This is a genomic window from Sphingobacterium sp. UBA1897, from assembly GCF_002337775.1.
Lineage (GTDB): Bacteria > Bacteroidota > Bacteroidia > Sphingobacteriales > Sphingobacteriaceae > Sphingobacterium > Sphingobacterium siyangense.
Genome location: NZ_DDGR01000019.1, coordinates 145,125 through 169,328, shown reverse-complemented (window position 1 = coordinate 169,328; position 24,204 = coordinate 145,125). Strand labels below are relative to the sequence as shown.

General features: G+C 39.8%; 19 protein-coding genes. 7 read left to right on the top strand and 12 right to left on the bottom strand.

The genetic code is table 11. The features are described 5' to 3' along the window. Nucleotides 1-5: 5 nt before the first annotated feature. Together B4N43_RS11600 and B4N43_RS11595 are read right to left on the bottom strand one after the other, a co-directional pair. On the bottom strand, nucleotides 6-830 hold the full coding sequence (locus B4N43_RS11600) for a siderophore-interacting protein (RefSeq protein ID WP_286734786.1): 825 nt from the start codon (nucleotides 828-830) through the stop codon (nucleotides 6-8). Between the two features lie 160 nt (nucleotides 831-990). Next, entirely contained in the window at nucleotides 991-1,977 is a 987-nt protein-coding gene (locus B4N43_RS11595) for a helix-turn-helix transcriptional regulator (RefSeq protein ID WP_046675379.1), read from the bottom strand. Between the two features lie 185 nt (nucleotides 1,978-2,162). Between B4N43_RS11595 and B4N43_RS11590 the strand changes: the two genes are divergently transcribed. After that, complete coding sequence (locus B4N43_RS11590; RefSeq protein WP_088162283.1) at nucleotides 2,163-2,423, top strand: hypothetical protein; 261 nt, start codon at nucleotides 2,163-2,165, stop codon at nucleotides 2,421-2,423. Between the two features lie 68 nt (nucleotides 2,424-2,491). On the opposite strand, the gene B4N43_RS11585 is transcribed toward B4N43_RS11590, so the two are convergent. From B4N43_RS11585 to B4N43_RS11560, 6 genes are all read right to left on the bottom strand, one after another. Next, entirely contained in the window at nucleotides 2,492-3,331 is an 840-nt protein-coding gene (locus tag B4N43_RS11585) for a glycine betaine ABC transporter substrate-binding protein (RefSeq protein ID WP_088162284.1), read from the bottom strand. Between the two features lies 1 nt (nucleotide 3,332). Beyond that, nucleotides 3,333-4,160 (bottom strand): ABC transporter permease, encoded by an 828-nt coding sequence (locus B4N43_RS11580; protein WP_075993479.1) that lies wholly within the window; start codon nucleotides 4,158-4,160, stop codon nucleotides 3,333-3,335. 2 nt (nucleotides 4,161-4,162) lie between these two features. Continuing rightward, nucleotides 4,163-5,404: a quaternary amine ABC transporter ATP-binding protein gene (locus tag B4N43_RS11575; protein ID WP_286734783.1), complete on the bottom strand. Its 1,242-nt coding sequence runs from the start codon at nucleotides 5,402-5,404 to the stop codon at nucleotides 4,163-4,165. A gap of 481 nt (nucleotides 5,405-5,885) precedes the next feature. Continuing rightward, nucleotides 5,886-7,628 (bottom strand): RagB/SusD family nutrient uptake outer membrane protein, encoded by a 1,743-nt coding sequence (locus tag B4N43_RS11570; RefSeq protein ID WP_286734781.1) that lies wholly within the window; start codon nucleotides 7,626-7,628, stop codon nucleotides 5,886-5,888. A 4-nt stretch (nucleotides 7,629-7,632) separates the two neighbouring features. Continuing rightward, nucleotides 7,633-10,899: a SusC/RagA family TonB-linked outer membrane protein gene (locus B4N43_RS11565; protein WP_286734779.1), complete on the bottom strand. Its 3,267-nt coding sequence runs from the start codon at nucleotides 10,897-10,899 to the stop codon at nucleotides 7,633-7,635. 681 nt (nucleotides 10,900-11,580) lie between these two features. Further along, a complete protein-coding gene (locus tag B4N43_RS11560) occupies nucleotides 11,581-12,480 on the bottom strand; it encodes an SPL family radical SAM protein (RefSeq protein ID WP_349677180.1) in 900 nt (299 codons plus the stop codon). Between the two features lie 213 nt (nucleotides 12,481-12,693). Between B4N43_RS11560 and B4N43_RS11555 the strand changes: the two genes are divergently transcribed. From B4N43_RS11555 to B4N43_RS11545, 3 genes are all read left to right on the top strand, one after another. Continuing rightward, the gene (locus tag B4N43_RS11555) at nucleotides 12,694-13,536 is read left to right on the top strand and encodes an SDR family NAD(P)-dependent oxidoreductase (protein ID WP_075993484.1); all 843 of its coding nucleotides are present in this window, start codon (nucleotides 12,694-12,696) and stop codon (nucleotides 13,534-13,536) included. Between the two features lie 70 nt (nucleotides 13,537-13,606). Then, nucleotides 13,607-14,542, top strand: coding sequence for a helix-turn-helix domain-containing protein (locus tag B4N43_RS11550; protein WP_075993485.1), 936 nt, complete (start codon nucleotides 13,607-13,609; stop codon nucleotides 14,540-14,542). Between the two features lie 95 nt (nucleotides 14,543-14,637). Continuing rightward, nucleotides 14,638-15,477 (top strand): cold-shock protein, encoded by an 840-nt coding sequence (locus tag B4N43_RS11545; RefSeq protein WP_286734766.1) that lies wholly within the window; start codon nucleotides 14,638-14,640, stop codon nucleotides 15,475-15,477. A 167-nt stretch (nucleotides 15,478-15,644) separates the two neighbouring features. Here the strand turns inward: B4N43_RS11545 and B4N43_RS11540 are convergent, their stop codons facing one another. Beyond that, nucleotides 15,645-16,394, bottom strand: a complete 750-nt coding sequence (locus B4N43_RS11540; protein WP_088163653.1) for an SDR family oxidoreductase — start codon at nucleotides 16,392-16,394, stop codon at nucleotides 15,645-15,647. A 78-nt stretch (nucleotides 16,395-16,472) separates the two neighbouring features. Between B4N43_RS11540 and B4N43_RS11535 the strand changes: the two genes are divergently transcribed. Then, the gene (locus tag B4N43_RS11535) at nucleotides 16,473-16,814 is read left to right on the top strand and encodes a winged helix-turn-helix transcriptional regulator (RefSeq protein WP_115050482.1); all 342 of its coding nucleotides are present in this window, start codon (nucleotides 16,473-16,475) and stop codon (nucleotides 16,812-16,814) included. Between the two features lie 11 nt (nucleotides 16,815-16,825). On the opposite strand, the gene B4N43_RS11530 is transcribed toward B4N43_RS11535, so the two are convergent. After that, entirely contained in the window at nucleotides 16,826-18,601 is a 1,776-nt protein-coding gene (locus tag B4N43_RS11530) for an alpha-L-fucosidase (protein ID WP_286734761.1), read from the bottom strand. Between the two features lies 1 nt (nucleotide 18,602). Then, nucleotides 18,603-19,886, bottom strand: a complete 1,284-nt coding sequence (locus tag B4N43_RS11525) for a Gfo/Idh/MocA family protein (RefSeq protein ID WP_286734757.1) — start codon at nucleotides 19,884-19,886, stop codon at nucleotides 18,603-18,605. A 349-nt stretch (nucleotides 19,887-20,235) separates the two neighbouring features. Here B4N43_RS11525 and B4N43_RS11520 point away from each other — a divergent pair, with 349 nt between their 5' ends. Then, nucleotides 20,236-21,105 (top strand): DMT family transporter, encoded by an 870-nt coding sequence (locus tag B4N43_RS11520; RefSeq protein ID WP_286734755.1) that lies wholly within the window; start codon nucleotides 20,236-20,238, stop codon nucleotides 21,103-21,105. 91 nt (nucleotides 21,106-21,196) lie between these two features. On the opposite strand, the gene B4N43_RS11515 is transcribed toward B4N43_RS11520, so the two are convergent. Continuing rightward, the gene (locus B4N43_RS11515) at nucleotides 21,197-22,879 is read right to left on the bottom strand and encodes an FAD-binding dehydrogenase (RefSeq protein WP_286734754.1); all 1,683 of its coding nucleotides are present in this window, start codon (nucleotides 22,877-22,879) and stop codon (nucleotides 21,197-21,199) included. A gap of 335 nt (nucleotides 22,880-23,214) precedes the next feature. On the opposite strand from B4N43_RS11515, the gene B4N43_RS11510 reads away from it, so the two are divergent. Further along, complete coding sequence (locus B4N43_RS11510) at nucleotides 23,215-24,198, top strand: aldo/keto reductase (protein WP_286734752.1); 984 nt, start codon at nucleotides 23,215-23,217, stop codon at nucleotides 24,196-24,198. Nucleotides 24,199-24,204: the final 6 nt, after the last annotated feature.

Genomic DNA, 24,204 nt, shown 5'->3' with positions numbered 1-24,204 from the left:
AAACGTTAGGCCTGGATTTCTTCACTCTCACTACGGCGATCTGTAGCAGATTTATCTTCAGCAACTCCAGCTTTCCAATACGAATAAGCATAAAGCTCCTCTCTTCCCCAACCGAGATCCTTACGCAAATAATTGCGAATCTCCTTAACTGTCGAAAATTCAGCAGCTACATAAGCAAATTTATCCGCTACAGGCAAGGATCTGATCTTCACCAAATCCGCCAAAAGGCTACCTTCCTGTGGCGTATCATTATGTAACCAAATAAAATCAATAGCAGCCTTAGTCTTCAATTGCTGTATATCTTCGCTACCATGTACTTCAATCATACAGATTCCCTTTGCCGAAGGTGGCAAATCTTCTAAGATTGCCCCCAGAACAGGAATTGCAGTTGCATCCCCAACAAGGAGATAGTTAGCTGCAACTTCATATAGAGACGTCTTACCTGCTTTCATCAGAATCCCAAGCACGTCGCCAGGTTTTGCAGCCATAGCCCAAGCTGAAGCTGGCCCCTCATCACCATGGGCAACGAAATCAATCCATACTTCATTTCTATCAAGGTTGATACCGCGATGTGTATAAGTTCGAACTGTTGGCCTAATCGCCTCATCCATCGGCTTCCACTGCCCTCGTTCATAATCAAATTCTGGAAAATAAATGCGATCTACATACTTTGGCGGAATCAAGATCTTGTTATTGACTCCGACGGTCGTATTAGCGATTTGATCTACACCATCACCAGTCAAATAAACACGGATATAATGTGGCGTCAGGTATTCTTTTCTACTTACAGTCAGGGCGAGCTGTATTACTTTCATTTCAGTTTTTCCCATGATTTTCTAATTACGTACATATTTGATCAAAAGACCATTATTAAGAATCTTTCTAAACAAAGGTAATTATTCGACTTTTATCAAACCCGATTCATGCGCTATTAAAACTTCCGTAAGAAGGAATAAAAGGTCCGTAAAGTGTAAAAAAAACTATTCCACATTACAAGGTATTTTTTAGCTTACTCGGTGGGATTCCAAATTTACGTTTAAAGGCGTCCGAAAAATGGCGTTGATTTTTGTAACCGACCAAATCAGAAACTTCACCGATTGTTCGATCTTCATCTAAGATCAGTTTCTTGGCATGTTCCATTTTTGCGTCATGCCAAAAACCAAAAACAGTCGTACCAAATAGCTCCTTAAAACCTTTTTTCAATGTGAATTCATTGGTACCCACCAGATGCGCGAGATTGACTAGTGTACTATTGGTATCCATATTTTTTAGTAGAAACTCACGAACGGCATATATCTTATCGATATCGGCTTTTTTTAACGAAACTGCTACAAAATCCTCTTCCTGAAACTGTTCCAATTGAAGAAGCAAGAGCTCCATAATCTTTGCTTCCAGGAAAATTTTCTTAAAAATTCCCTTTCGTTGACAATTGATTACATCGTCGATAATTTCATACATATCGTGGGTAATCCGTCTATGCATATTGGTCAGCAATCCCGATTTACCACGGTCAATAGCATTCCGAAAATCTGCAAAGAATTTAGAATCTTCGGGCAGGAATCTTTTAAAAAATTCGGGCGATAAGTTTATTTCACATAACTGAAACTCCTGATTCCCCCACTCCATTTGACCACACATTGAATTTCCGTAAATAATATTATGCTGGTATGTCTCAAAATTTACACCTAAGGGCATCATTTCGCCACTCGCCTGACTATTGCCTTTTAAGGCAAAGTGCATTTCAACTGTTTCAAAATCACTTTCAAAACGAAACCGCATCCGTTTAAATAACTGTGCATGACCGTAACCAATATGAATACCATCGAAGAAAACCTCCTTATAAAAGCCTTTTCCAAATGTAGTATCTAAATGTGTTACAGATTCATAAATTCCAGTGTCGACAGAAAAGTAGGTACTTGGGTAAGTCCGCTCCAATAATAAATTGGGTGAATCAATATCATATAATCTTAGTGCCATTTTTAATTCCTTTTAGGATTCAAATAGTCTTACGCACATTAGGCAATATACCTTAACAGAAATATTCCCTTCGACGGACATTTTACTCCTTTATGCAGACCCCATAACAATAGAATGCCTGCTATCTTTGACTAAAGTATAAAATTATCTAGAATCATTCTTAATTATTTAAAAAATAATTCACTATGGATACAAATAGAAATCAGGATATGGCAGGCAACTTTCCACTCATCCAGGATAGCATTTATAATAACATCAAGATTGCCAATCCAAATGCAACGAAACATGACATTATTTTAGCCGCAGAAAAAGCGAAAGTCTTAGATTTCGCCTGGGAATTTCCAAAGGGGCTCGACACATGGATTGATGATAGCAGATATCCTTTATCCAGCATACAACAACAACAAATTCAACTGGCCCGTAAATTTTTAAGGGCATTGTCGTAATGACAATGCCCTCCTTATGCTATGCCGGGTAGCGTACTGGGGTGGCACAACTATTTAATCACCTCAGTTTACAATAACCAGCCCTTTACGAGATCGTTATGTTTCTTGACCCATTCTTTTGCCGTAAATGCTTTGTCCTGGCTTCCCTGCATTTTTGACAACAAATCAGCCATTGTTGATTCATCGAAGTAGACTTTGGAGAAAAATCGGGCTAGCTCAGGCTGCTCAATGTTAAAGTTTCCCCGTGCAAAAATTTTAATTTGCTCGGCATCACCCAATGTCTTTTTGGGGTCATCCAAAAACTTCAATTTCATTTTAGCAAACATCCAATGCGGCTGCCAGCCAGCTACCACAATCCAACGTTTTGCTTTGATTGCATTTTGCAATTCCGTGATCATAGCTACGGTAGATGAGTTCACATGCTTATAATCGAGGCTATAATCTTTGATCACCTGATCCACGGCACGTGTTATTCCAGCCCCTTTTTCTATTCCAATGATCCGTTTATCAAACTCTTTTTCATGTTTTTTCAACTCTTCAATTCCATCAATTGTTACGTAATCCGGTACAACAAGTCCATTTCGCGCATGGTTATAACTCGTTCCAAGCTCTTCAATATTGGGGAATTTAGCCACTTTACTTCCATGGGTCAATGGCAGCCAGACATCCATATATAGATCTGTATCGCCATTGTTCATGGAGGCTAAGATCATATCTGGCGTAGCCCGCTGGACAACAACATGATATCCCTTTTCTTCCATAATAACTTTTGCGACCTCTGTCATTGCGACCCCTTCGGCCCAGCCATCGACCATACCGATATGAATAATATTTTTATTCCGACCTGTGCTGCATGACGCAAGCAACAACACCATCAGACACAATACCATACTTTTTATTTTCCTCATACTATGCTTTCTTTTTTACAAAGCCCTGCGTGATTCGATCCAAAATAATAGCGAGAATCACAACGGACAAACCACTTTCAAAACCAAGACCAATATCCAAGTTATTAATACCCTCAAGCACTTTTTCTCCCAAGCCACCAGCAGCAATCATTCCGGCAATAACAACCATAGATAAAGACAGTAATATGGTCTGATTGATCCCTGCTAAGATTGTTTTTGTAGCCAAGGGCAGTTCTACTTTAAATAAGATCTGACTATTGGTCGCGCCAAATGAACGTGCAGCTTCAACGATATCTTTTGGAACCGCATCAATCCCTAAAGTCGTCAAACGGACGGCAGGTGGCATAGCGAAAATAATGGTAGCAAAAGCTCCCGGGACTTTACCGATACTAAAAAATAACACCGCTGGAATCAAGTAAACAAAGGCAGGCATCGTCTGCATTAAATCAAGTAAGGGCCGAATGATTTTCGCTGCTAGTTTATTCTTCGCGGCCCACACACCCAAAGGAACTGATATAACCAATGCTGTTAGTGTAGCGACCAACACCAGGGCCAAAGTCTCCATCGTTGCAATCCAAAATCCCATCAGATAGATCAATGTTAATCCCACCAACGTTGTCAATGCAACCCCTTTCCCAGATTTCCACCAGGCTAAACCTGTAAATAATGCGATGATAATAAAAAAAGGTATCGTTGTTAGCACCCATTCCAGTCCAATAATGGATGCATTCCCCGTATTTTTTATCAAGTTAAAAAATGGTTCTAAATGATCTGTCAGCCAATTTACAGCTACAGCGATGTATTGTCCTATATCGATTACTTTATTCATTTCTACTGATTATTTGCTTTCTCTTTTAATTCAATAATTTCTTCTTCATTATACTTTGTCGCTTCGATAATCAACGATGTCTGTGTTACGATCCCCAACAAACGATTATGTTCATTCACCACAGCGATTGGCGACCGGATCTCCGATATCAGGGGCAACATTTCTTCAACGGTCACCTCTTTTGATACTGTTGGAACGGTCGTATGTATAATGGATTCTACGGTAGGTTCCCTACGCTTTGCAGATTGAATGACTTCATTCATGTGAACAAAACCAAGAAAAGTCTCATGAGCATCAACTACAGGGAGAATTTCAATTCCTGTCGACCGCATTTTCCGTAGAGCCCCCTCGGGGCCATCTTTTTTGAAACGTACAACAGTAGGTTTCTCAAACATCAGGGAACCTGCCGAAATGATAGACTTGCGATCCACTTTTTCAACGAAGGCTTTAACATAGTCACTTGCTGGATTTGTCAAGATATCTTCCGCGGTACCGATCTGTTCGATGACACCATCCTTCATAATAGCAATACGATCGCCCAATTTGATTGCTTCATCGAGATCATGGGTAATAAAAACGATCGTTTTTTGTAAATTATCCTGCAACTCCAATAGCTGATCTTGCATTTCGGTTTTAATCAGGGGATCTAGTGCTGAAAATGCCTCATCCATCAGCAATACTTCGGGATCATTGGCAAGTGCCCGAGCCAGTCCAACCCGCTGTTGCATACCACCAGATAACTGAGACGGTAACTGTTGCTCAAATCCACTCAGTCCTACTACATCCAGCGCTTTCTGAGCTTTAGATTCCCGTTTTTCCCGTTCTTCCCCTCTTAGTTCTAAACCAAAAGCGGCATTGCTTAATACGGTGTGATGTGGCAACAGACCAAACTTTTGAAAGACCATACTCATTTCTGTCCTACGGACTTCAAGAAAATCTTTATTATTTTTCCCTGTAATATCCTCTCCATTGACAAATACCTTTCCCGATGTAGGTTCGTTCAATCGATTAAGACAACGGAGCAGCGTAGATTTCCCACTCCCTGATAGTCCCATTATAACAAAGAATTCACCCTCGAAGATTTCAAAATTAGCTTTGTTGATTCCGATCGTGCAATCTGTCTTTGCCAAGATTTCTTTTTTGGAGAAACCCTCATTTAGTAATTTCAAAGCTTGCTTCTTCTGTTTTCCGAAAACAAGTACCAAGTCTTCAACTTTTACTTTTACCTTACTAGTTTTATCCATTTTTTAATTTTTTTAAACATAAATAAACCATAAGGGCATGAGTGATCCACTAAGGCCATACGCCTACGCTATTTTCTTACAAATAAAAATATCCCTACAGTTGAGTTCGTTTGATCGAAATCTTACTCTTACAGTTCAATCAACTTATTAACTAACATACTTTACTCTCGGTTCGGTAAGAGCAATGATGAAAAAGAAACTAATCTTTTAAAGACGAAATGCTCCATTCAAAAAGCATCTCCAAAATATACTTCAACAAGTATAACGAACAACCTAGGCTGTGCCAAAGGCACAAAGCCATAGCGGAATAAACTCACGCCATTCTGTCTTTTGACAGTACAAAGGTACGAAAAATAAATTAAACGTCTTTCCCCCACCATATACAACTAAAATACAGATAGTTAAAAAAAACGTCGTTATATTAAAAAAATACGATCAGCAGGCGAAGGGCTCGACCACTGATCGTATTTTCTAAGGGGTATTATTCTCCCCAGTTTGGATTTTGGATGAGGTTAGGATTTAACTGTCGTTCTTGAACAGGTATTGGATATAAATAGTCTTTCTTTTCATCGAAAACTTTTTTGATATGTGCGTTAATAATCACATTTCCTTTATTTCCATTTTCCAATAAGATTTCCGACCCTAATTTCAATAACTGAATGCCTGAAGCACTAGGCTTGTCACCTTCATAAATCCAAACGTCATCTTTACCATCATTATCTAGATCAAACTTACCTGTACCTGGAAAATACATCCCTTTAAATTGCCTTGTGACCAACTGCCCGCTTTTCCATCTTAAGATATCATCCCAACGGAAAGACTCCATAACCAATTCCACACGTCGTTCTCTTCTTATTTCCAATAGTACCCCCTTCATATCACCAACTACATTCGGATAATCTTTAGCTAAAAATGCATCTGGGTTTGATTTAGCCGCTTGCAGATTTAGATTTGGCATACCTACACGATCGCGTAACAACTTAATTGATTTGTCCAAATCAGCCTGGCTCAATGTACCTAACTCTGCTTTCGCTTCAGCATAATTCAATAAAACCTCGGCATACCTAAAAATAGGCATATCATTTTCAGAACGATTGTAATTATCATACTTTACATCACCTACAAATTTGATCAATTGATATCCCGTTACCGAATTCCCAAAGTTCGGTGCAACAACAGCAGCACCTCCTATACGCTTATAGCCTGGTGTACGTATCGTCTGGCTTAGGCGTGGATCACGATTTAGAACCTCTTCTTTAAACATCATTGTTTGGTAATTCGATTTATCGGTAAACCTCGTTCCATCTTTCATCAGATAAGAATCCACCAAATTTTTATCCAATCCAGGTTTTCCATAGGAAGCCGTGATCGTATAATAATTTACATTGTGCCAAATTTGCAAAGCATCCGAGAATTTCCGCGCTAAAATAACCTCTTGCGGCAAACTATTAACACTATAAAACAACGCACCATAAGAGTCTGTTCCCGCGGCATTGTATACACTGTATTGCGCTCCCTCCATAAGCTTACTGGCTGCATCGGCTGCCTTCTCTAACAAACCGTTTGCATCAGTTAGATTAAATTCTGTGTGATATTTACGAAATGTTCCTTCAAAAAGTGCGACTCGGGATTTTAAGGCCAATGCAGTCCATTTAGTCACTTTTTCATCACTTTTGGTAGCTGATAGATTAGCAATCGCATAGTCCAGATCAGCGAGAATATTTGATACAACCAAAGTTCTAGGATCCCTTGCCTTCTTAAGTTGTTCTTCGTCATTTTGGTCAATGACCTTGTCATACCAAGGTACATCTCCAAAACGTTTCAGTTTATCGAAATAAAAATATGCCCTAAAAAAACGCGCTTCGGCAGCATAAGGCGCAGCAGTTGTTTCTGAAACTGTATTAAAGCAATTTGCCAAAAAGTAATTGATATTACGAAGATTTGCCCAAGTCCATCCACCGCCACTTATCGGAACCTGTCTTTTTCCGGTCAATTCATCATCCAATGTTGTCTTAACGATATTATCGACCGATTCGTTATAAATACCTTCGGCCGAAGGCAGTGCGGCATCGTAAAATGACTTTGTAAATAGTGCCAAATCCTTTTCAGTTTTAAAGGAAGCCTCAGGAGTAACCGACGACTCAGGCAAACGCTCCAAATAATCTTTGCTACAAGCCATCATGCCGCAGCTCAACAATGCATATATATATACTATCTTTTTCATACTATTAAAATGTTAAATCTAGACCAAATGAAAATGTTTTAGAGATTGGATATGATCTTCCGTTGACCTCTTGAGCCGACTGTTCGGGATCGATATATTTGGAACGGAGCTTAGTCGCCGTCCAAATATTTTCACCTGACACATAAACCCGTGCATTGGCCAATTTCACGCGCTTCAGCCAGGCCTGAGGAACCGTATATCCTACGGTTAGATTTTTTAGTCTTATATAAGCTAAATCCTGTAAGTAACGATCCGATTTGACGTTCAAAGATCCACGATCATTTAAGGCAATATAACCTCGTAGCAGTGGATAATAGGCATTTGCATTTTCAGGCGTCCAAATATCTTGTTCAAAATCCTTCGGTACAAAAGAATAATAGGGTCTTGAGTATGGCCCCCAAAACTTATCTGCATTTGCTCCAGGCCACCAATGTTGTCGACCTATCCCCTGAAAGAAAGCCGAGATATCGAATCCTTGCCAATTTGCCCCCAAATTAAAACCAAATGTATAACGGGGTCTGTTATTCCCGATGATAACTTGATCCCCAGGGTTCATCAATGTATTGTCTCCAGCATCAACCTTTCCATCTGGAACTCCATCCTTTCCACCAATGTCAACAAATTTCAAATCTCCAGGATGAAGCTTAGACCAGTCTCCCGGTGCAGCCAACCGTTGTTTGTCCACATAATCCTGATTAACTTTCCAATTGTCAATTTCCGCCTGAGACTGAAAAAATCCATCGGTCCTATAACCCCAAATTTCGCCCAAAGTCTGGCCAACGTAATAGTTACTCAGCAACATTTCCTTATTGTCAAAACGCGTAATCTTCGCTTTGGAATCCGATAGTCCCAATCCAACATTATAGCCAAAAGGTTTTCCATCCAGCTCCAGTTGATCCCGCCAGGCCACAGAAAGCTCCCAGCCCTTATTCTGTAAGTCGCCTGCATTGGTCCGAGGTGAACCGGAACCAAAAACCGCTGGCAATGTCTTACCTGGGATCAACATATCCAACGTATTTCGAATAAAATAGTCAGCAGAAACACTCAATCGGTTTCTAAAAAATTCAAGATCTGTTCCAAAATTTAACGTATTCGTCCTCTCCCAGGTTAAATCAGCTGAAATTGGTGTCGGAGCACTCAGGTATTGTGTTTTTGTACCATTGGTTATGTAATTGGACAACCCTGCATTCAACAATTGGATATAACCATACTCAGCAGCCTCTTGCGCATTACCCAATGCCCCATAAGAAACTCTAAATTTAGCTTCATTCAAAACAGGTTTCAGATTTGCCATAAAAGACTCCTCAGAGATCCGCCATCCACCCGAAAAAGACGGGAAAAATCCATACCGCTGATTGGACGGAAATTTAGAAGTTCCATCATAGCGACCATTAACTTCCAAAAGATATTTCCCTTTATAGTTGTAATTCAACCTTCCAAAGTATCCTCGTAGTGCCCATGTATTTGCATTTCCGAGTAGTTGCATCTGACCAGTCCCAAGAGCAAAGTCATTCAGATCCTCTGACAATAGGTTATTATGTGTTCCACCAATTCGTTTGTATCCGGTAGTCTCCTGGTTAAAACCCACCGTAGCCGCCAACTGATGGTCCCCTAACTGCTTGTTATAATTTGCAAAAAGGTTGAGTGAGTGTTTAGGTCGATTGATAATCGTTTCGGTAAACGTATCATTCCCTAGGTAATTGATCACTCCCGGGAAAACAGACCAAGGCGCTACAGTTCTCCTATTCCAATTGTGTATAGGGTTATAGGTAAAGGTGTAATTCCCCGTTAAGGTCAAGTTTGGCGCCAACTGAAATACCGTCTCAAACATATTGATAAACTCATATTTATCCTCGCCTCCTTTTGACTTTCCATGCAACAAATCTGCGTAAATACCATCACCAATATTATAATTGTTCAACTCGGTCCTATATGTTGCTGTACCATCTGGATTCATTGGCACATAAGATGGTAAAGCATGTACCGTTGTCGAAATAAAATTATTGTTATTATCTGGACTTGTCGCCCATCCCGGATAGGTATAATTCTGATAATTGAGCTGGGTATTTGCACTTACTTTCAACCAAGGGGTGACCTGCGCATTTATGCGCGATCGAACATTATATGCATCGAATTTATCTTGGTTAATTTTCATTAGCCCACCTTTTTCATAAAGACGCCCCGACACATAATAATCAATTTTTTCACTACCACCAGAGAAATTCAACGAATGTTCCATCGATGCCTGTGTTTTTCGATACATCTCATTCCACCAATCTGTATTGCCATAATATACATATTGATCTTTTCCATTTCTATTCTGAATCACTACGGAAGGCAGGCTCGGATCTGTTTTTCGTTTCAATAGTTCAGCATAGTCATCTTCTGTATATCCCGTATAACTATTACCAGTGGCACGAATAAAAGCTTCATCATTTAGTTTCGCGGCATCATATCCGCTCGTCATAAAATCTGTCCGCACAGTCAGTCTAGACCAACCAAAATTATTACTATAATTAATGTTCATTTTTCCGGCCTTTCCTTTTTTGGTTGTTACTAGCATAACACCGAATGCCCCTCGAGCTCCATAAATCGCTGCAGCAGAAGCATCTTTTAAAACGGATATCGATTCAATATCACGCGGATTGATAGTATTGATATTACCTGGGACACCATCAATGAGAATAAGAGGTTGTGCATTAGCTGAGTTTATCGAAGCAAAGCCCCGGATATTAACATTCCCTTCCCCTCCTGGCCTACCATTGGTAAATGTAATATTCAAATTTGGTATTGCTCCCTGCAAAGCCTGAGTAGCATTGGCAACTGGACGGTTTTCAAGTATCTTCGCATCAATCTGTGTAACAGCACCCGTTAAGTTTACCTTTTTTTGCTTACCATACCCGACAACAATTACTTCATCAAGCGATTGATCTGTAGAAACCAGCTGAATCGTTAAAGTTGTTGCCTCTACTTTTACTTGCTGTGTTTCAAAACCGATCATCGACAAGCGCAGTGTATGCCCGATTTTCCCTTCAATGACAAAATCGCCATGCTGGTCAGTCTGTGTAGTTTTACCAGTAGTTAAATTAAAAATTGATGCACCTAAGATAGGTTCACCGGTTGCTGTTTTTACAATGCCTCGGATAGGCCCCTGAAATTTAGCAGAAATTTCAACATCTGGAATAGATGTCAGAAAGACAGGTTTGCTCTTGGCCCACGCGCCGAAAGACATCCCAATCATTACAGGAAGTAATACGTGTTTCGTTTTCATGAATTTGGTTTTGTTTTTCTTCGGTTACAAAGAAAGGTTATTTAATATTTGTAAATTATTAATAATGCATTACTAAACAATTAAACGACAATTGGTTAAATCAGTATTAAGATAATATAATTTTAACACGAAACAGAATGTCTTTTTTAATTTTTTAGCAAAACAAAGAGCCAATTAATTTCATTAAACTAATTAAATAGCTTAAAATCAAACAATTACACAAAAACAGACAAATAATATTTTAAAAAATATAATACGAAATAAAATGTAACATATTTGAAACAAAACAACATAAAAACAAAACAAGACACACCTATATTTAATCCATAAAACACACGAACGATTAGGCTAATTATTTCCTTAGTTTTAATTTAAAACTTCGTCATAAAAGTCATTTATACAAAAAATTCGTTTTCCATCGGTTTTAGCTAGGACCAAAACATACAATTAAAGGTTAAAATTCAGACTGCCGGAATACCGAAAATATCTGTATTTGTTAAGAGCTAGAACAAGAAAAGTATAGTCGGTATCCCTAGCTATCCACCCAATAGATTCCATAAATATCAGGCCTCTAACTCTAATAGAAAATTCTTGCTTCTATTTCTACAACTACGGTATTTCGAAACAAAGGTTCTTAAATCCAACTTTGGTGTTGATCAATTGACTGAAATACTCAAGAAATTATAAGGAATCGCCAGCCGGCAGCCGGTCTCGCAGCCCATATTGTACACATAATCCCTTTACCTTTTCCGCAAATGCCTGTCGATAATAGTTGGGAAGCTTATCGTCCGGACCAAACAATCGTTGGTATTTTTCCACGAACTGTGGATAGTGTTTTTCAACCGCGCGCATAACCAAAGTCCGATTATCACCAGGATCAGAACCATATAACGCCAAGGTTGCTGGAAAAATATAATTTGCATCAACGGATCGAAAAGTCGAAAACATCTGATCAAGATGAGCTCCTGTATCTGAAATAAATGGTAACAAAGGCATTAAACTTACGCCACTACACAATCCCATCATTCGCGCCTGACTCAATGTACTCAAACGAAGCTCAGGCGATGGTGCACCCGGTTCAAATATTCTGGCAATTTCGGTATCGATTGTCGAAAATGAAAAGGTAATAAAAGCACGATGTGTTAATTTACCTTGCAGATCAAATGGAAGTATTGCTTCAGCATCGATCTGCTTCACCAAATCAAAATCTCTACTGACGAGATCCGATTTGGTGATAATATGCACTGGGAAACGATAATGTAATATAATTTCCAACAATTGCCGCGTCAGTAACTCCGTCTGTTCAAATTGCAGATAAGGATCCGTTGCAGACGACAGTACAATTATTCCATATTGTTTTTTACGGGCACGGAGCGCTAAAGCACGATCCAACAAATCAATCGCGTTCTGTTTGACACTTAGCTTTTCAGCCATATTTACCCCATATTTACTACCCCTGATATAACAATATAGACAGTTAAAAGAGCATCCGCTATAGGGATTTACAGTATAGTCATCAAGAAACCAAGGATCTCTCTGTTTTGTTTTGTTAAGAATGGATTTAGCAATTACACGCTGCATACGGAACTTTACGTTTAATGAAAATCTATCTTATAAAACAGATTTTAACATACTAAGTTAATTCAAAATTACGACTAAGAGACAAAAAATAATTCCATAAAATTATTCGTTTAAATAAATTTCACAAAACTCCTTTCGGCTACATATTCCCTCAATTTGGCGATTTTTATTAGACGCTCTTTATGGAAGTTTGTATTACAAATACAAAGAAATATGACACAAAATACGCAAAGTAAAATATGGTTTATCACGGGCAGTTCGCGCGGATTCGGGAAAATCTGGACAGAGGCAGCGCTCCAGCGAGGCGACAAAGTAATTGCTACCGCACGACGACTCTCTTCCATCGCCTATCTCAATGAGAAATATGGAGACAACGTATTGACACTGGAATTGGACGTTACCGATACCAAAAAAGTAAAAACTGTTGTACAACAGGCATATGATCACTTTGGCCAGTTAGACATTGTCCTTAACAATGCAGGTTACTCTCTGGTTGGAACTATTGAGGAAGCTAGCATGAACGATATTCGAAAACAATACGAAACAAATATCCTTGGACCGGTCGCTGTCATTCAAGCTGTTTTACCATTATTACGTCAGCAAGGATATGGCCACATCTTAGGTACATCAAGTAGCCTAGGCCACGTTACACTGCCTGTAATCGGATACTATTGTTCCTCAAAATGGGCATTTGAAGCAATACACGAAAGCTTAGCACTTGAGGTCAAAGCGTTTGGCATCAGAGTAACCATCATAGAACCCGGAGCCTATGCCACCGAATTTGGAAGTCAGGAATCTCTACAATTTGCTGAAACATTAGATCCCTACCAGGATTTTAAAGCCCAATTTTTTACTGATTTAGGAAAAATGGAGAAAGGTGATCCGAATGCGACCCCAGCTGCAATCTTCAGTATTGTTGACACAGAAAATCCTCCCTTGCGGTTTAATCTAGGAAATGGGAACTTATCTTGGGTAAGTAGTGTGTATGCCGAAAGGATTGCCACATGGAAAGAATGGGATACCGTTTCAGCCCAAGCTCAAGGCGCTTCCAAGTAATCCCTATGTCAATAATTCATTCTCGTTTACATTATCGACTATTGTAAACGAGAATTATGTAAATTCAAAAATGAAAAAAGAACAAAAAGCTCTTCCAAAGATGGAATCCCTATCGGATATTCACCGTGCTTTTGGCCTTCCAACACCGGTCCACCCCTTGGTTAGCATGGTGAATGGCAGCACTCATCAGATTATGCTCAACAATATTCCTCAACCGCATGTATTGAATTTCTACAAAATATCCTACAAACCGAGCATTAAAGGAAAACTCATCTATGGACAAGGTTACTATGACTTTGACGAAGGTGGACTTCTGTTTGCCGCTCCAAATCAAATTATAGGAAACCATGGCGCAAATGAAGGCGAAGTATGCTCACAATATACCCTTTTGATACATCCCGATTTCTTTTGGGGATATCCGCTAGCAAAAAAAATAAAACAGTACGGTTTTTTTTCTTATACCACAAATGAAGCCCTACATTTATCCGAAAAAGAAAAAGACCGAATTATTTCCATCTTCCGACACATCGATGAAGAATTAACTAGCCGAATCGATGACTTTAGTCAAGATGTGATTATTTCCCACATTGAATTACTTTTAAATTATGCCAACCGATTTTATAAAAGACAGTTTATCACACGAAAAGCGATTAATACAAACTTAATAGCCAAACTTGAGGAAATATTGGAAGCATATTTCGCTAACAATATTTCTACCAAACAAGGCATCCCAACGGTACAGTATCTTGCTGATCGACTACACATTTCAGCTAGCTATTTAAGCGATATGCTCCGTTTGCAGACTGGTGAAAATACCCAGCATTTCATCCATGATAAAATAATTGACAAAGCAAAAGAAAAATTATCCATCACAAACCTATCTGTAAGCGAAGTTGCTTACGACTTAGGCTTTGGCCATCCCCAATCATTTAACAAGTTATTCAAAGCGAAGACAAATATGTCGCCTTTGGCCTTCCGAAAATCTTTTCCCCAACCAAATAAGTAGATAAATACGAGAAAAATAAGTGATATAGCACAAATAATTGCAAATATTTCATTTTCAATACCTAATAAAGGCTTTTATTCATTACCTTTATACTATTGAAACAAAACTCAACCCCAGCCATGTTTATCGGCGCAGTCAAATGGTTCGACAATAACAAAGGATTTGGTACTCTTGCGTTACCTTCCGGAGAAGAACTCTTTGTGCATATACGCAGGTTTAAAGTTCCTCCAGAACATATTATTCAACCTGGAGAAGTTATTGTCGGTGACAAGAAACCTGACCCAAAAAGGAGCGGTTATCTCGCTCAAAATTGTAGGATTCTCAAAAGGCCCGAAGATTGGAAATTCGTTATCTCGATCCTCGACAAAGAACACACCGTACTCCTCCCCGACAGCCACGGTCGAGAACAAAAGCATAACTTAACCTCATTAACAGCAAGACAACTTTTAAGAACTCAACCCAAAGAACATATTGTGGCCATGCTGACCGCTAATTTTGATGTTCATTTTGATAGCTCAATTTTCATTTCCTATGCCGAATTGATCGACAAAAGCATTACTGGTGTTTTTGAGAAAGAAACCGCTTACGATATACTTTCCAAAGTGTTCGAATACTTTGGGAAACATGTCTCGCATCAAATCCTATTTCGCGTGTGGAAAGAAAGCATGTTTAGGTACATCGGCTATCCAGCGGAAGGCGACTACGAAATTCCTGAGCTTGTATTTAATCTGAATGCCACCGAAATCAATTGTGAGGATCTGGCGAGAATAAACACTTACAGCTTTGGCAAATCTTTTTGCACTGATTTTGTAAATGCTTTATTTGAAGACATAGAAACAATGGACAAAAAGGATATTGAACCATTGTTACCTTATATTGAGTTTTTGGAGAATGAGGATTCTATTGAAAAAATACAGACGCTGCTGCAAGAATAGCTGAAACTATTTAATACTGTAAAATTAGCATGCAATCCGCCCCAATATAAATAAGCGAGATCAGGCAAAGAATCTGAACTATTGATTATCCTTCGTATGATAATAATTGAATATCTACGAAGGATAAGTTCTTCACCTAAAGTCCTCTTAGTGCGCTATGCAGGTGGTTAAGAATGATTGATACCCATTCCACCGTCTAAAACAAAATCAGCACCAGTAATGTAAGATGCATGATCACCACTCAGATAAACAACCATTTTAGCGACGTCTTCGGCTGTACCTATCTTTTTGAGTGGAGATTCAGTAGCCAACTTATTCCAAATATTTTCGACAGTCTGCTGGTCATAATTCTTGTTAAGCACATCTGTCCTAGTCGGACCAGGACTCACCGTGTTTACACGAATTTTACGGTTTGCAAGCTCCATTGCCGCTGTTTTGGCGAAGGAATTAACGGCCGCTTTACTCGCTTGATAAATCGAACTCGCTGGCATATTTAAGGTCGCTACATTAGAAGAAAGAATAACGACAGACGCACCATCGCGAAGTAATGGGATAAATCTGCTCAATGTAAAATATGAGCCTTTTAAATTGATATCCATTACTGCATCAAAATTTGCTTCTGATGCTTCATCAATAAAACCTCCTTCACCTGTAATACCGGCGTTTATAAATAGGACATCAATATATCCAAACCGATCTTTTATTTCCTGAGCAAGTTTTTCAATATCTTGCAGTATAGCCTGATCCGCCACGTAGGCTGTTGCTCCTATCCGCTCAGCAGCTTGATCAATAGCTTGCTTTCTTCTTCCTGTAATAATAACTTGTGCTCCATTTTCACTAAACTCCTTTGCTGTTGCGAAACCAATTCCACTATTCCCTCCTGTAACTAAGACGACTTTGTTTTCTAAATTTTCCATTGTTCTTTTTTTTTGACAAATATATCAGGTATTTGATATACATTTGATACCAGTATAATAGAGTATACCAAAATTACCATGGAAAGAAATCAAGTAGAAGAACTAAGAGCATTACAAGACACCCTGTATTTTATAGGCGGAAAATGGCGTATTCCTATTATCAATTCACTATGCAACGGTAATAAACGGTTTCGAGAAATTGAACGAAGTATCCCTGGTATCACGACACGTATGCTGTCCAAAGAATTGAAAGATATGGAACTCAACAAGCTTGTTAACAGAAAAGTCTATCCGGACAGCCCTGTGCTGATTGAATACCTACCGACTGCCTATTGCCGGACATTTGGTAATATCATCCAAGAAATGATTAACTGGGGCCGAGAGCACAGAAAGGTGATTATTGAAGAATCTGTAGAATAGACTTTTGAGCTCTATTCTACAGATTTAAATCGAAGTGCAGTAAGACTGAGTTTATCACCATCCCCATCCACTAAAGAAACAGTAATTTTGTAGCGCCCCGGAGCCTTAAATTTCATCCATCCCCAAGGGTACCAATTATACACAGAAGAGGCCGCTTGCTGATTCTGCACGATCTCCCCATCCGAGTTTTCGATCTTCCACACCACTCTCCCCTGCCCCCTATAATTTAGATCAATTTGATAATAGCCTGGCTTAATAATGTCTATAGCATACGTTAATTTACTTTCATCAGTCCACTGCCCTACTTGAACCACATGCTTCCATTCACCGAATTTTTCCATCCAGGATTTTCCAGTTTTATTACATCCTTCAACTTCAGCAAAATCAACAGGCACAATTGTCTCCATGGCCGGATCAACTCCAAACATTTTATCAATAACGGGCATTTCCCGCATAACTACCTCAATGACAGAAACCAATGAATCGGGAGCTACACCTGGCGTATTGATTTTTAGCCATTTTCCATCGAACGTGTAATTCAAGGACTTTTTGCCGTTGGAAGTTAAAAGGTTAATCGACTTTATCCCTTTTGTTAGACCCGGAACAAATAACTTTCCATTGGCCGGCCAATGATAGACCAACAATGAAATTTTACCTCCCTGTACAGTAGCATCTCCCCAGGGTAAGGCATGCCCCCAAGGTGACGCCTGTGCGCCATAAACGGTCTCTGGATATTTTCGGATCCAGGCACCCGCACCGCGCAAAGCTAAGCTCGCTGGCTCTGGAATAGTCCCGTCGGGTTTAGGTCCAACATTTAACATATAGGTCCCACCTCGACCAATAGTCGACAATGTACGTGACAAGATCTCACGAGCACTCTTCCAATTATTGTCGTACCAAGCATAACCCCAAGAATCGTTGGTTACATCTACTGCTTCCCAAAGACCCGGAACATTCTGCCGCGGCACTTCCATATCTCCTAAAGTAGCATAATCACCAAGCCCGTGCCCCACTCGCCCCGACACAAATGCTCCGGGTTGATTTTTATGAACCAATTCGACAAGTTTTTGTGCGTATTTCTTATCCATCCCACCTGGAGTATCGAACCAGACCAATTCTATCGGTCCATACTCAGTTGTAATCTGATTTACCTCAGGATAACATTTTTCCCAAAAATAATCATCAAATGTTTTCGGTTGACCAGCTGCATTCACCTTGGGGCCTCCATTTCCGCCAGGATAAGTCCAATCCTGATTTTGCGAATAATAGAAGCCAAAACCGATCCCACCTTCCTTACATGCTTTTGCGAGCTCAATCATTGGATCGCGCTTAAAGTCAGTCGCCTCAACAATATTAAAAGAATTCACCTTAGAATGAAACATTGAAAATCCATCATGATGTTTACTTGTAATCACGATGTAACGCATTCCAGCATCTTTTGCAAGCTGCACAATAGCTTTAGCATCAAAATGATCTGGATGGAAAGAACCCGCAGCAGCCATATAGTCCGCAACAGGGATATTGGCCATGCTCTTGTTCATGAGCCACTCCCCTATGCCATAAAACGTTTTTCCCTTCCAGGTATTTGCCAGCTGCGAATAGATTCCCCAATGGATAAACATCGCATATTTGCCTTCACGGAACAGTTTCCCTCTATTTTCGGCAATCGGTTTATTTCCCCCTTCACCATTCCACATGTGTTCCATCTGTTGCGCTGAAACCTGGTTCACAACCAACCCCGCCAGTGCTAGACAAAACAATATCTTTTTAATACCTATTTTTAACATCTTAGACTTTGGGCAGGTTATAACCATTATGATAAACTTTCGCCAGGTACTGATCTGCATCCTTATCATTGAAACTGCGCTTTTGTTTGTCCCAAAACAATTTCTTTTTGGCCCGATAAGCAATATTTCCCATTTGTGAGAATATCGCAATATGTGCCCCGGCTTCTATCGGAGCATGTAAACCCTCCACGGATTTCTTTCTAACTGCTTCAACAAAATTAACCATATGCTTGTCCAACCCATTATCTTGTGAACGTTGAAAAGAGACAGCATCCATTCGCCCTTTCTCCGGGATAACCTCCCAACCCTCACGATTGACCACCAAGGTACCATTATTGCCAATGAAAGCAACTCCGTGAGTCTTCTGGTAAGGACCCAAATCTATACCTGTTGCCTGCTCCCATTGAACATTAAATCCATCAAACTCGTATACCGTTGTTAAACTATCGGGTGTTTCAGCGGCATCGTCAGGATAAGCAAATTTACCTCCAGCAGCCATAACAGAAACAGGATCTGATACTTTCATTCCAATTAGCGCATAATCCAACATATGTACACCCCAATCGGTCATCAAGCCACCCGCATAATCCCAATACCATCTAAAATTGAAGTGAAAACGATTGGGATTAAATGCACGTTTTGGTGCTGGCCCCAACCATTTATCATAATGTACTCCCGCAGGAACAGGAGCGTCTGCCTGAACCGGGATGCTCTTCATCCAACCTTGATAAGCCCAAGCCTTAACAAGACGTATTTTCCCCAATTTTCCGCTATGAACAAAATCCATCGCATCTCTGAAATGTTGTTGGCTTCGTTGCCACTGCCCAACCTGTACAACGCGCTTATGCTTTTTAGCAGCTGCAACCATAATTTCACATTCCCGAATGGAGTTTCCAATCGGTTTTTCGACATACACATCTTTTCCGGCCGCAACAGCATCAACCATTTGCAGACAATGCCAATGATCGGGGGTAGCGACAATAACAACATCAACGTCATTTGCTTTTAGGAGGTCTTTATAATCGATGTAAGTCTTCACATTGATATTGCGTTTCTTTAATTCCTCAGCTCGATTTCCCAAAACATTTTCATCGACATCACATAATGCCGTACACTGCACTCCTGGTACTTTCAAGATGGCGTTCAGATTGGACCAACCCATTCCGTTTGTACCGATCAGCCCTACACGAACCGTATCAGCTTGAAAACCGAATACTTTCGTCTGTGCAAAAAGCGCCGATGCAGCCAATAGACTCGTATTTCGTATAAATTCTTTTCTCTTCATTCTTTAGTTTGGTTTATATTGATATTGTGTATTCATTACTAGGAAGACGATTATCTTGGGATCCCCCCTAGTGAGATTACTAATATAACATTTAGTCTTTAGGATGAAGAATATTAATCCAAACAAAATGGCTGAAATAAAGGACTTTGAATACCGTAGATAATTTCTATATTTGTTAAAAACAAGCATAAAACCATGGGCCGAAGAACTTGTCTTTCTCCTCCAGCAAAATAATATAGCGCAATGTCAAACGAATAATGGCTTCCGATCAGGAGCAAATTCGGATGATATAAGGATTAACTATTTATTTAGCTTTTAAATTTCCCTTTATGGGAAAGACATTTCTCTTATGAAAAAATCATATTTAGTACTTCATACCGCAGTACTGCTCGCAGGCTTCACCGGTGTTTTCGGCAAGCTCATTACGCTCAATCAAATACCACTCGTCTGGTTTCGGGTCTTACTTTCAACAATCATCTTATTCCTCGTTCTCAAATTATTCAAAATTGAGCGTTTAAAATCCACTAAAGATGCGTTTAAAATTGCGAAAGTCGGCGTACTAATCACTATCCACTGGATATTTTTTTATGGTAGCATCAAGTTTTCCAACATTTCCATTGGCGTTGTTTGCTATTGTCTGACCAGTTTCTTTACCGCTGTATTAGAGCCAATCATCAACAAGAAAAGATTTAGCGCAGTGCAGCTCATGTTAAGTATGCTGACATTGATCGGAATCAGTTTAATCTTTCATTTTGATAGCTCTTATCAACTTGGGATTATTTTGGGTGTAATTTCAACTATTTTTGCGGCTCTATATACCATTTACAACGAGCGATTAGTCAAACAATATGATAGTAAATTGCTCAATTTTTATCAGATGCTCAGTGGCACCATTGTATTGGGATTTGGGCTGCCCATTTTCTATTATCTATTTCCTACCGAACGTTTTATACCGAGCTTTTCTGATGGGGTCTATTTAATCTTGCTGGCTTTATTTTGTACAGTTGGCCTTTATGTTCTTTTTGCTGAATCACTCAAGAAGTTATCTGCATTTACGGTCAATTTGAGTTTCAATCTCGAGCCCATCTATTCAATTATCATTGCTTTTTTATTCTTCAACGAAGGCAAACAAGTCAATGCTTCCTTCTATGTTGGACTCGCTCTTGTACTCGTTTCTGTTCTTCTCCAAACGATGCGCTCTATCAGAAAAAAAGCTTAATAGTTCCTTATTCCATAGGCAAACATCGCATTGATTGCCTATGGAACCTCTATTTTAACATGAAGAAAAAAATTAATTTTCATCACATTTCTTAGACAGATGGTATCTTTGTCAGACTCGCAATATGTTGTCCGGCTTTCATGCCGGAGAAAATACATCCTCCCAAAAACGTGCCTTCCAGTGCCCGATAGCCGTGCATCCCGCCACCACCAAATCCCGCCACCTCACCCACAGCATACAAGCCCTTTATCACCTCGTCATCCTTTGTTAGTACTTGTGCTTGGAGATTCGTTTTAAGACCGCCTAAGGTTTTCCGGGTCAGTACATGGAGACGTACCGCAATGAGCGGTCCATTTTCTTGCGCCAGGATTTTATGAAGGGCTGCCACTCGGCCTAATTTATCACCACGGTAATTCCGTGTATTCCGGATATAATTCACTTGCGTGTCTTTTGAGAACTTATTATCTACTTCCCGGTCACGCGCTTCAATTTGCGATTTAATTGCTTCATAGTCCAATAAATCCTCCCCTGTCAAACGATTCATACGAGCTACCAGATCCTTTAGATTGTCCGAAACAATAAAATCAGATCCTTTTTCCTTAAAGGCCTCAACGGGCCCGGGAGCATTTTTCCCAAAAATGCGTTTCAAAAATAACCTATAATCCTTGTTGGTAATATCTGGATTCTGTTCTGAACCCGAAAGAGCAAACTCTTTTTTGATAATCTTCTGCGTCAGAATAAACCAGGAATAAGAAAAGCCTGTCTCTTGCAGATGCTTGAGTGTACCCAAGGTATCAAATCCAGGCAAATAAGGCGCAGGAAGTCTGGTACCGCGGGCATCAAACCACAGCGAAGAGGGCCCAGGCAAGATACGGATGCCGTGGTTAGGCCATATTGGATTCCAATTTTCAATCCCTTCCGTATAATGCCACATGCGATCGCGGTTTATCATATGAGCCCCGACCTCTTCCGCAATTCCGATCATTTTTCCATCGACATAGGCGGGAACACCTGAAATCATTTGTGCCGGTGCTTTGCCTAATCGTTCAGGCCAATTTTCACGTACCAATTGATGATTTGCGCCGATCCCTCCCGAAGCAATAACGACCTGATCTGCATAATATTCAAACGCTGCAAGAATAGTTCTGTTGGTTGCAACACCCCTTGCCTGGTGATCGTCTGCCAATATATCACCTCCAATTCCAATTACCGCACCATCTTGCGTTAGCAATTTTGTTACGCGATGTCGAAAGCGAAACTGCAGAAGACCTTTTTCCTGCGCAGCATAAGCTTTATCCACAAAAGGTTTCACAACTCCGATTCCGGTCCCCCAACTGACATGAAATCTAGGAACGGAATTACCATGCCCCGAGGCCGAACCATCACCGCGCTCCGCCCAACCGACCATAAACATCAACTTTATACCAAGCTTAGCGATGTAGGCAGACTTTTCTTCTGTTGCAAATTTCAAGTAGGCCTCAGCCCATTGTCGTGGCCAATAATCCTCCTCGCGGTCAAACCCGGCAGTCCCCATCCAATCCTGTCGGGCTAGTTCATAAGAATCCTTAATCCCCATGCGACGTTGTTGCGGCGAATTGATAAGAAAAAGTCCCCCGAAGGACCAATAGGCCTGTCCCCCTAGATTTTCTTCCGTTTCCTGATCTACAAGAAGCACTTTCTTACCAGCATTGGTGACTTCCATTGCTGTCGTAAGTCCTGCTAAACCCGATCCAATAATAATCACATCAGGTTTAAATTGTTCTACTTTTTGCATTGTTATTCTTTTACCGAACAGCTATCCCAATAAAAATGTGATTGCTCACAAGACCAACTGCCTTATATAAATTTACTAGTTTGGGCAGGATTGCACAAGAAAAACTTAACAGGAATCCCTTCGTTCTTTCCTTAAAAAAACACTTAATAATATATTATAAAAATAATAGAATAACACAATTTAAATTATTTTAATAATAAAAATCAGGATTATAACTTTGTGCTATCAATCATTCAAATAATAATAATAAGCGCTATTTCGAACAGATTTATTTGATAAAAAAGGTGCACTAGCATAATAAATAATTTTAACAAGAAACATAAAAAATAAAAAAAATGGAATACAGAAAATTAGGAAAAACAGATTTAGAATTATCAGCAATTACTTATGGAGCTTTCGCCATTGGCGGCAACATGTGGGGCGGAAATGAAAAGAAAGATTCTATTGATTCTGTAAAAGCATCGATCGACAATGGTGTCACTACATTGGATACAGCCCCTTTTTATGGATTTGGTTTAAGTGAAGAAATGATCGGTGCGGCAATACAGGGTTATGATCGGACCAAAATACAGCTATTGACCAAATTTGGTTTGGTATGGGACGGCAGTAACCAAGGAAAAGGTGAATTTTTCTTTGATGCAGAAGAAGCTGGTAAAACTATTCCAGTTTATAAATATTCGTCAAAGACCAGTGTAATTCATGAAGTAGAGAATAGCCTAAAACGCTTACGTACGGACTACATCGATCTACTTCAGATTCACTGGCCAGATAGCACGACCCCGATTTCGGAAACGATGGAAGCCTTGGATCTTCTTTTACAACAAGGTAAGATCCGTGCCGCCGGCGTCAGCAATTATAGTGTCGATCAAGTTTCAGAAGCACGGAAGAACCTCAACATTGCGAGTAATCAAGTTGGTTACAGTATGCTAAACCGAGGTATCGAACAGGACCTTGTTCCTTATGCAAAGGAAAATGATCTAGGTATCATTGTATATAGCCCTATGGAACGAGGTTTATTAACCGGTAAATATTTTAATACAGGTAAATTAAAAGAAAACGACCACCGCAATGGCTATTTCCAACAATTTGATCTGGCCAAGGTAAAGACTTTCTTGGATACCATCCGTCCAATTGCCACGAACAAAGGTGTAACACTTTCTCAATTGGTAGTACGCTGGACCAGTCTACAGCCTGCGATCACTGTGGTTTTGGCAGGTGCTCGAAATGCAGAACAGGCCATAGCAAATGCGCAAGCCATCGATATCACGCTTACCGCCGAAGAACTATCATTTATCAATCTTGCTTTAGCAAAAATTTAACATTCA

Excerpts from the sequence above, each read along its gene's own strand:
- B4N43_RS11600 (WP_286734786.1), bottom strand. The coding sequence starts at position 830 with ATGGGAAAAACTGAAATGAAAGTAATACAGCTCGCCCTGACTGTAAGT.
- B4N43_RS11595 (WP_046675379.1), bottom strand. The coding sequence starts at position 1,977 with ATGGCACTAAGATTATATGATATTGATTCACCCAATTTATTATTGGAG.
- B4N43_RS11590 (WP_088162283.1), top strand. The coding sequence starts at position 2,163 with ATGGATACAAATAGAAATCAGGATATGGCAGGCAACTTTCCACTCATC.
- B4N43_RS11585 (WP_088162284.1), bottom strand. The coding sequence starts at position 3,331 with ATGAGGAAAATAAAAAGTATGGTATTGTGTCTGATGGTGTTGTTGCTT.
- B4N43_RS11580 (WP_075993479.1), bottom strand. The coding sequence starts at position 4,160 with ATGAATAAAGTAATCGATATAGGACAATACATCGCTGTAGCTGTAAAT.
- B4N43_RS11575 (WP_286734783.1), bottom strand. The coding sequence starts at position 5,404 with ATGGATAAAACTAGTAAGGTAAAAGTAAAAGTTGAAGACTTGGTACTT.
- B4N43_RS11570 (WP_286734781.1), bottom strand. The coding sequence starts at position 7,628 with ATGAAAAAGATAGTATATATATATGCATTGTTGAGCTGCGGCATGATG.
- B4N43_RS11565 (WP_286734779.1), bottom strand. The coding sequence starts at position 10,899 with ATGAAAACGAAACACGTATTACTTCCTGTAATGATTGGGATGTCTTTC.
- B4N43_RS11560 (WP_349677180.1), bottom strand. The coding sequence starts at position 12,480 with ATGCAGCGTGTAATTGCTAAATCCATTCTTAACAAAACAAAACAGAGA.
- B4N43_RS11555 (WP_075993484.1), top strand. The coding sequence starts at position 12,694 with ATGACACAAAATACGCAAAGTAAAATATGGTTTATCACGGGCAGTTCG.
- B4N43_RS11550 (WP_075993485.1), top strand. The coding sequence starts at position 13,607 with ATGAAAAAAGAACAAAAAGCTCTTCCAAAGATGGAATCCCTATCGGAT.
- B4N43_RS11540 (WP_088163653.1), bottom strand. The coding sequence starts at position 16,394 with ATGGAAAATTTAGAAAACAAAGTCGTCTTAGTTACAGGAGGGAATAGT.
- B4N43_RS11535 (WP_115050482.1), top strand. The coding sequence starts at position 16,473 with ATGGAAAGAAATCAAGTAGAAGAACTAAGAGCATTACAAGACACCCTG.
- B4N43_RS11530 (WP_286734761.1), bottom strand. The coding sequence starts at position 18,601 with ATGTTAAAAATAGGTATTAAAAAGATATTGTTTTGTCTAGCACTGGCG.
- B4N43_RS11525 (WP_286734757.1), bottom strand. The coding sequence starts at position 19,886 with ATGAAGAGAAAAGAATTTATACGAAATACGAGTCTATTGGCTGCATCG.
- B4N43_RS11520 (WP_286734755.1), top strand. The coding sequence starts at position 20,236 with ATGAAAAAATCATATTTAGTACTTCATACCGCAGTACTGCTCGCAGGC.
- B4N43_RS11515 (WP_286734754.1), bottom strand. The coding sequence starts at position 22,879 with ATGCAAAAAGTAGAACAATTTAAACCTGATGTGATTATTATTGGATCG.
- B4N43_RS11510 (WP_286734752.1), top strand. The coding sequence starts at position 23,215 with ATGGAATACAGAAAATTAGGAAAAACAGATTTAGAATTATCAGCAATT.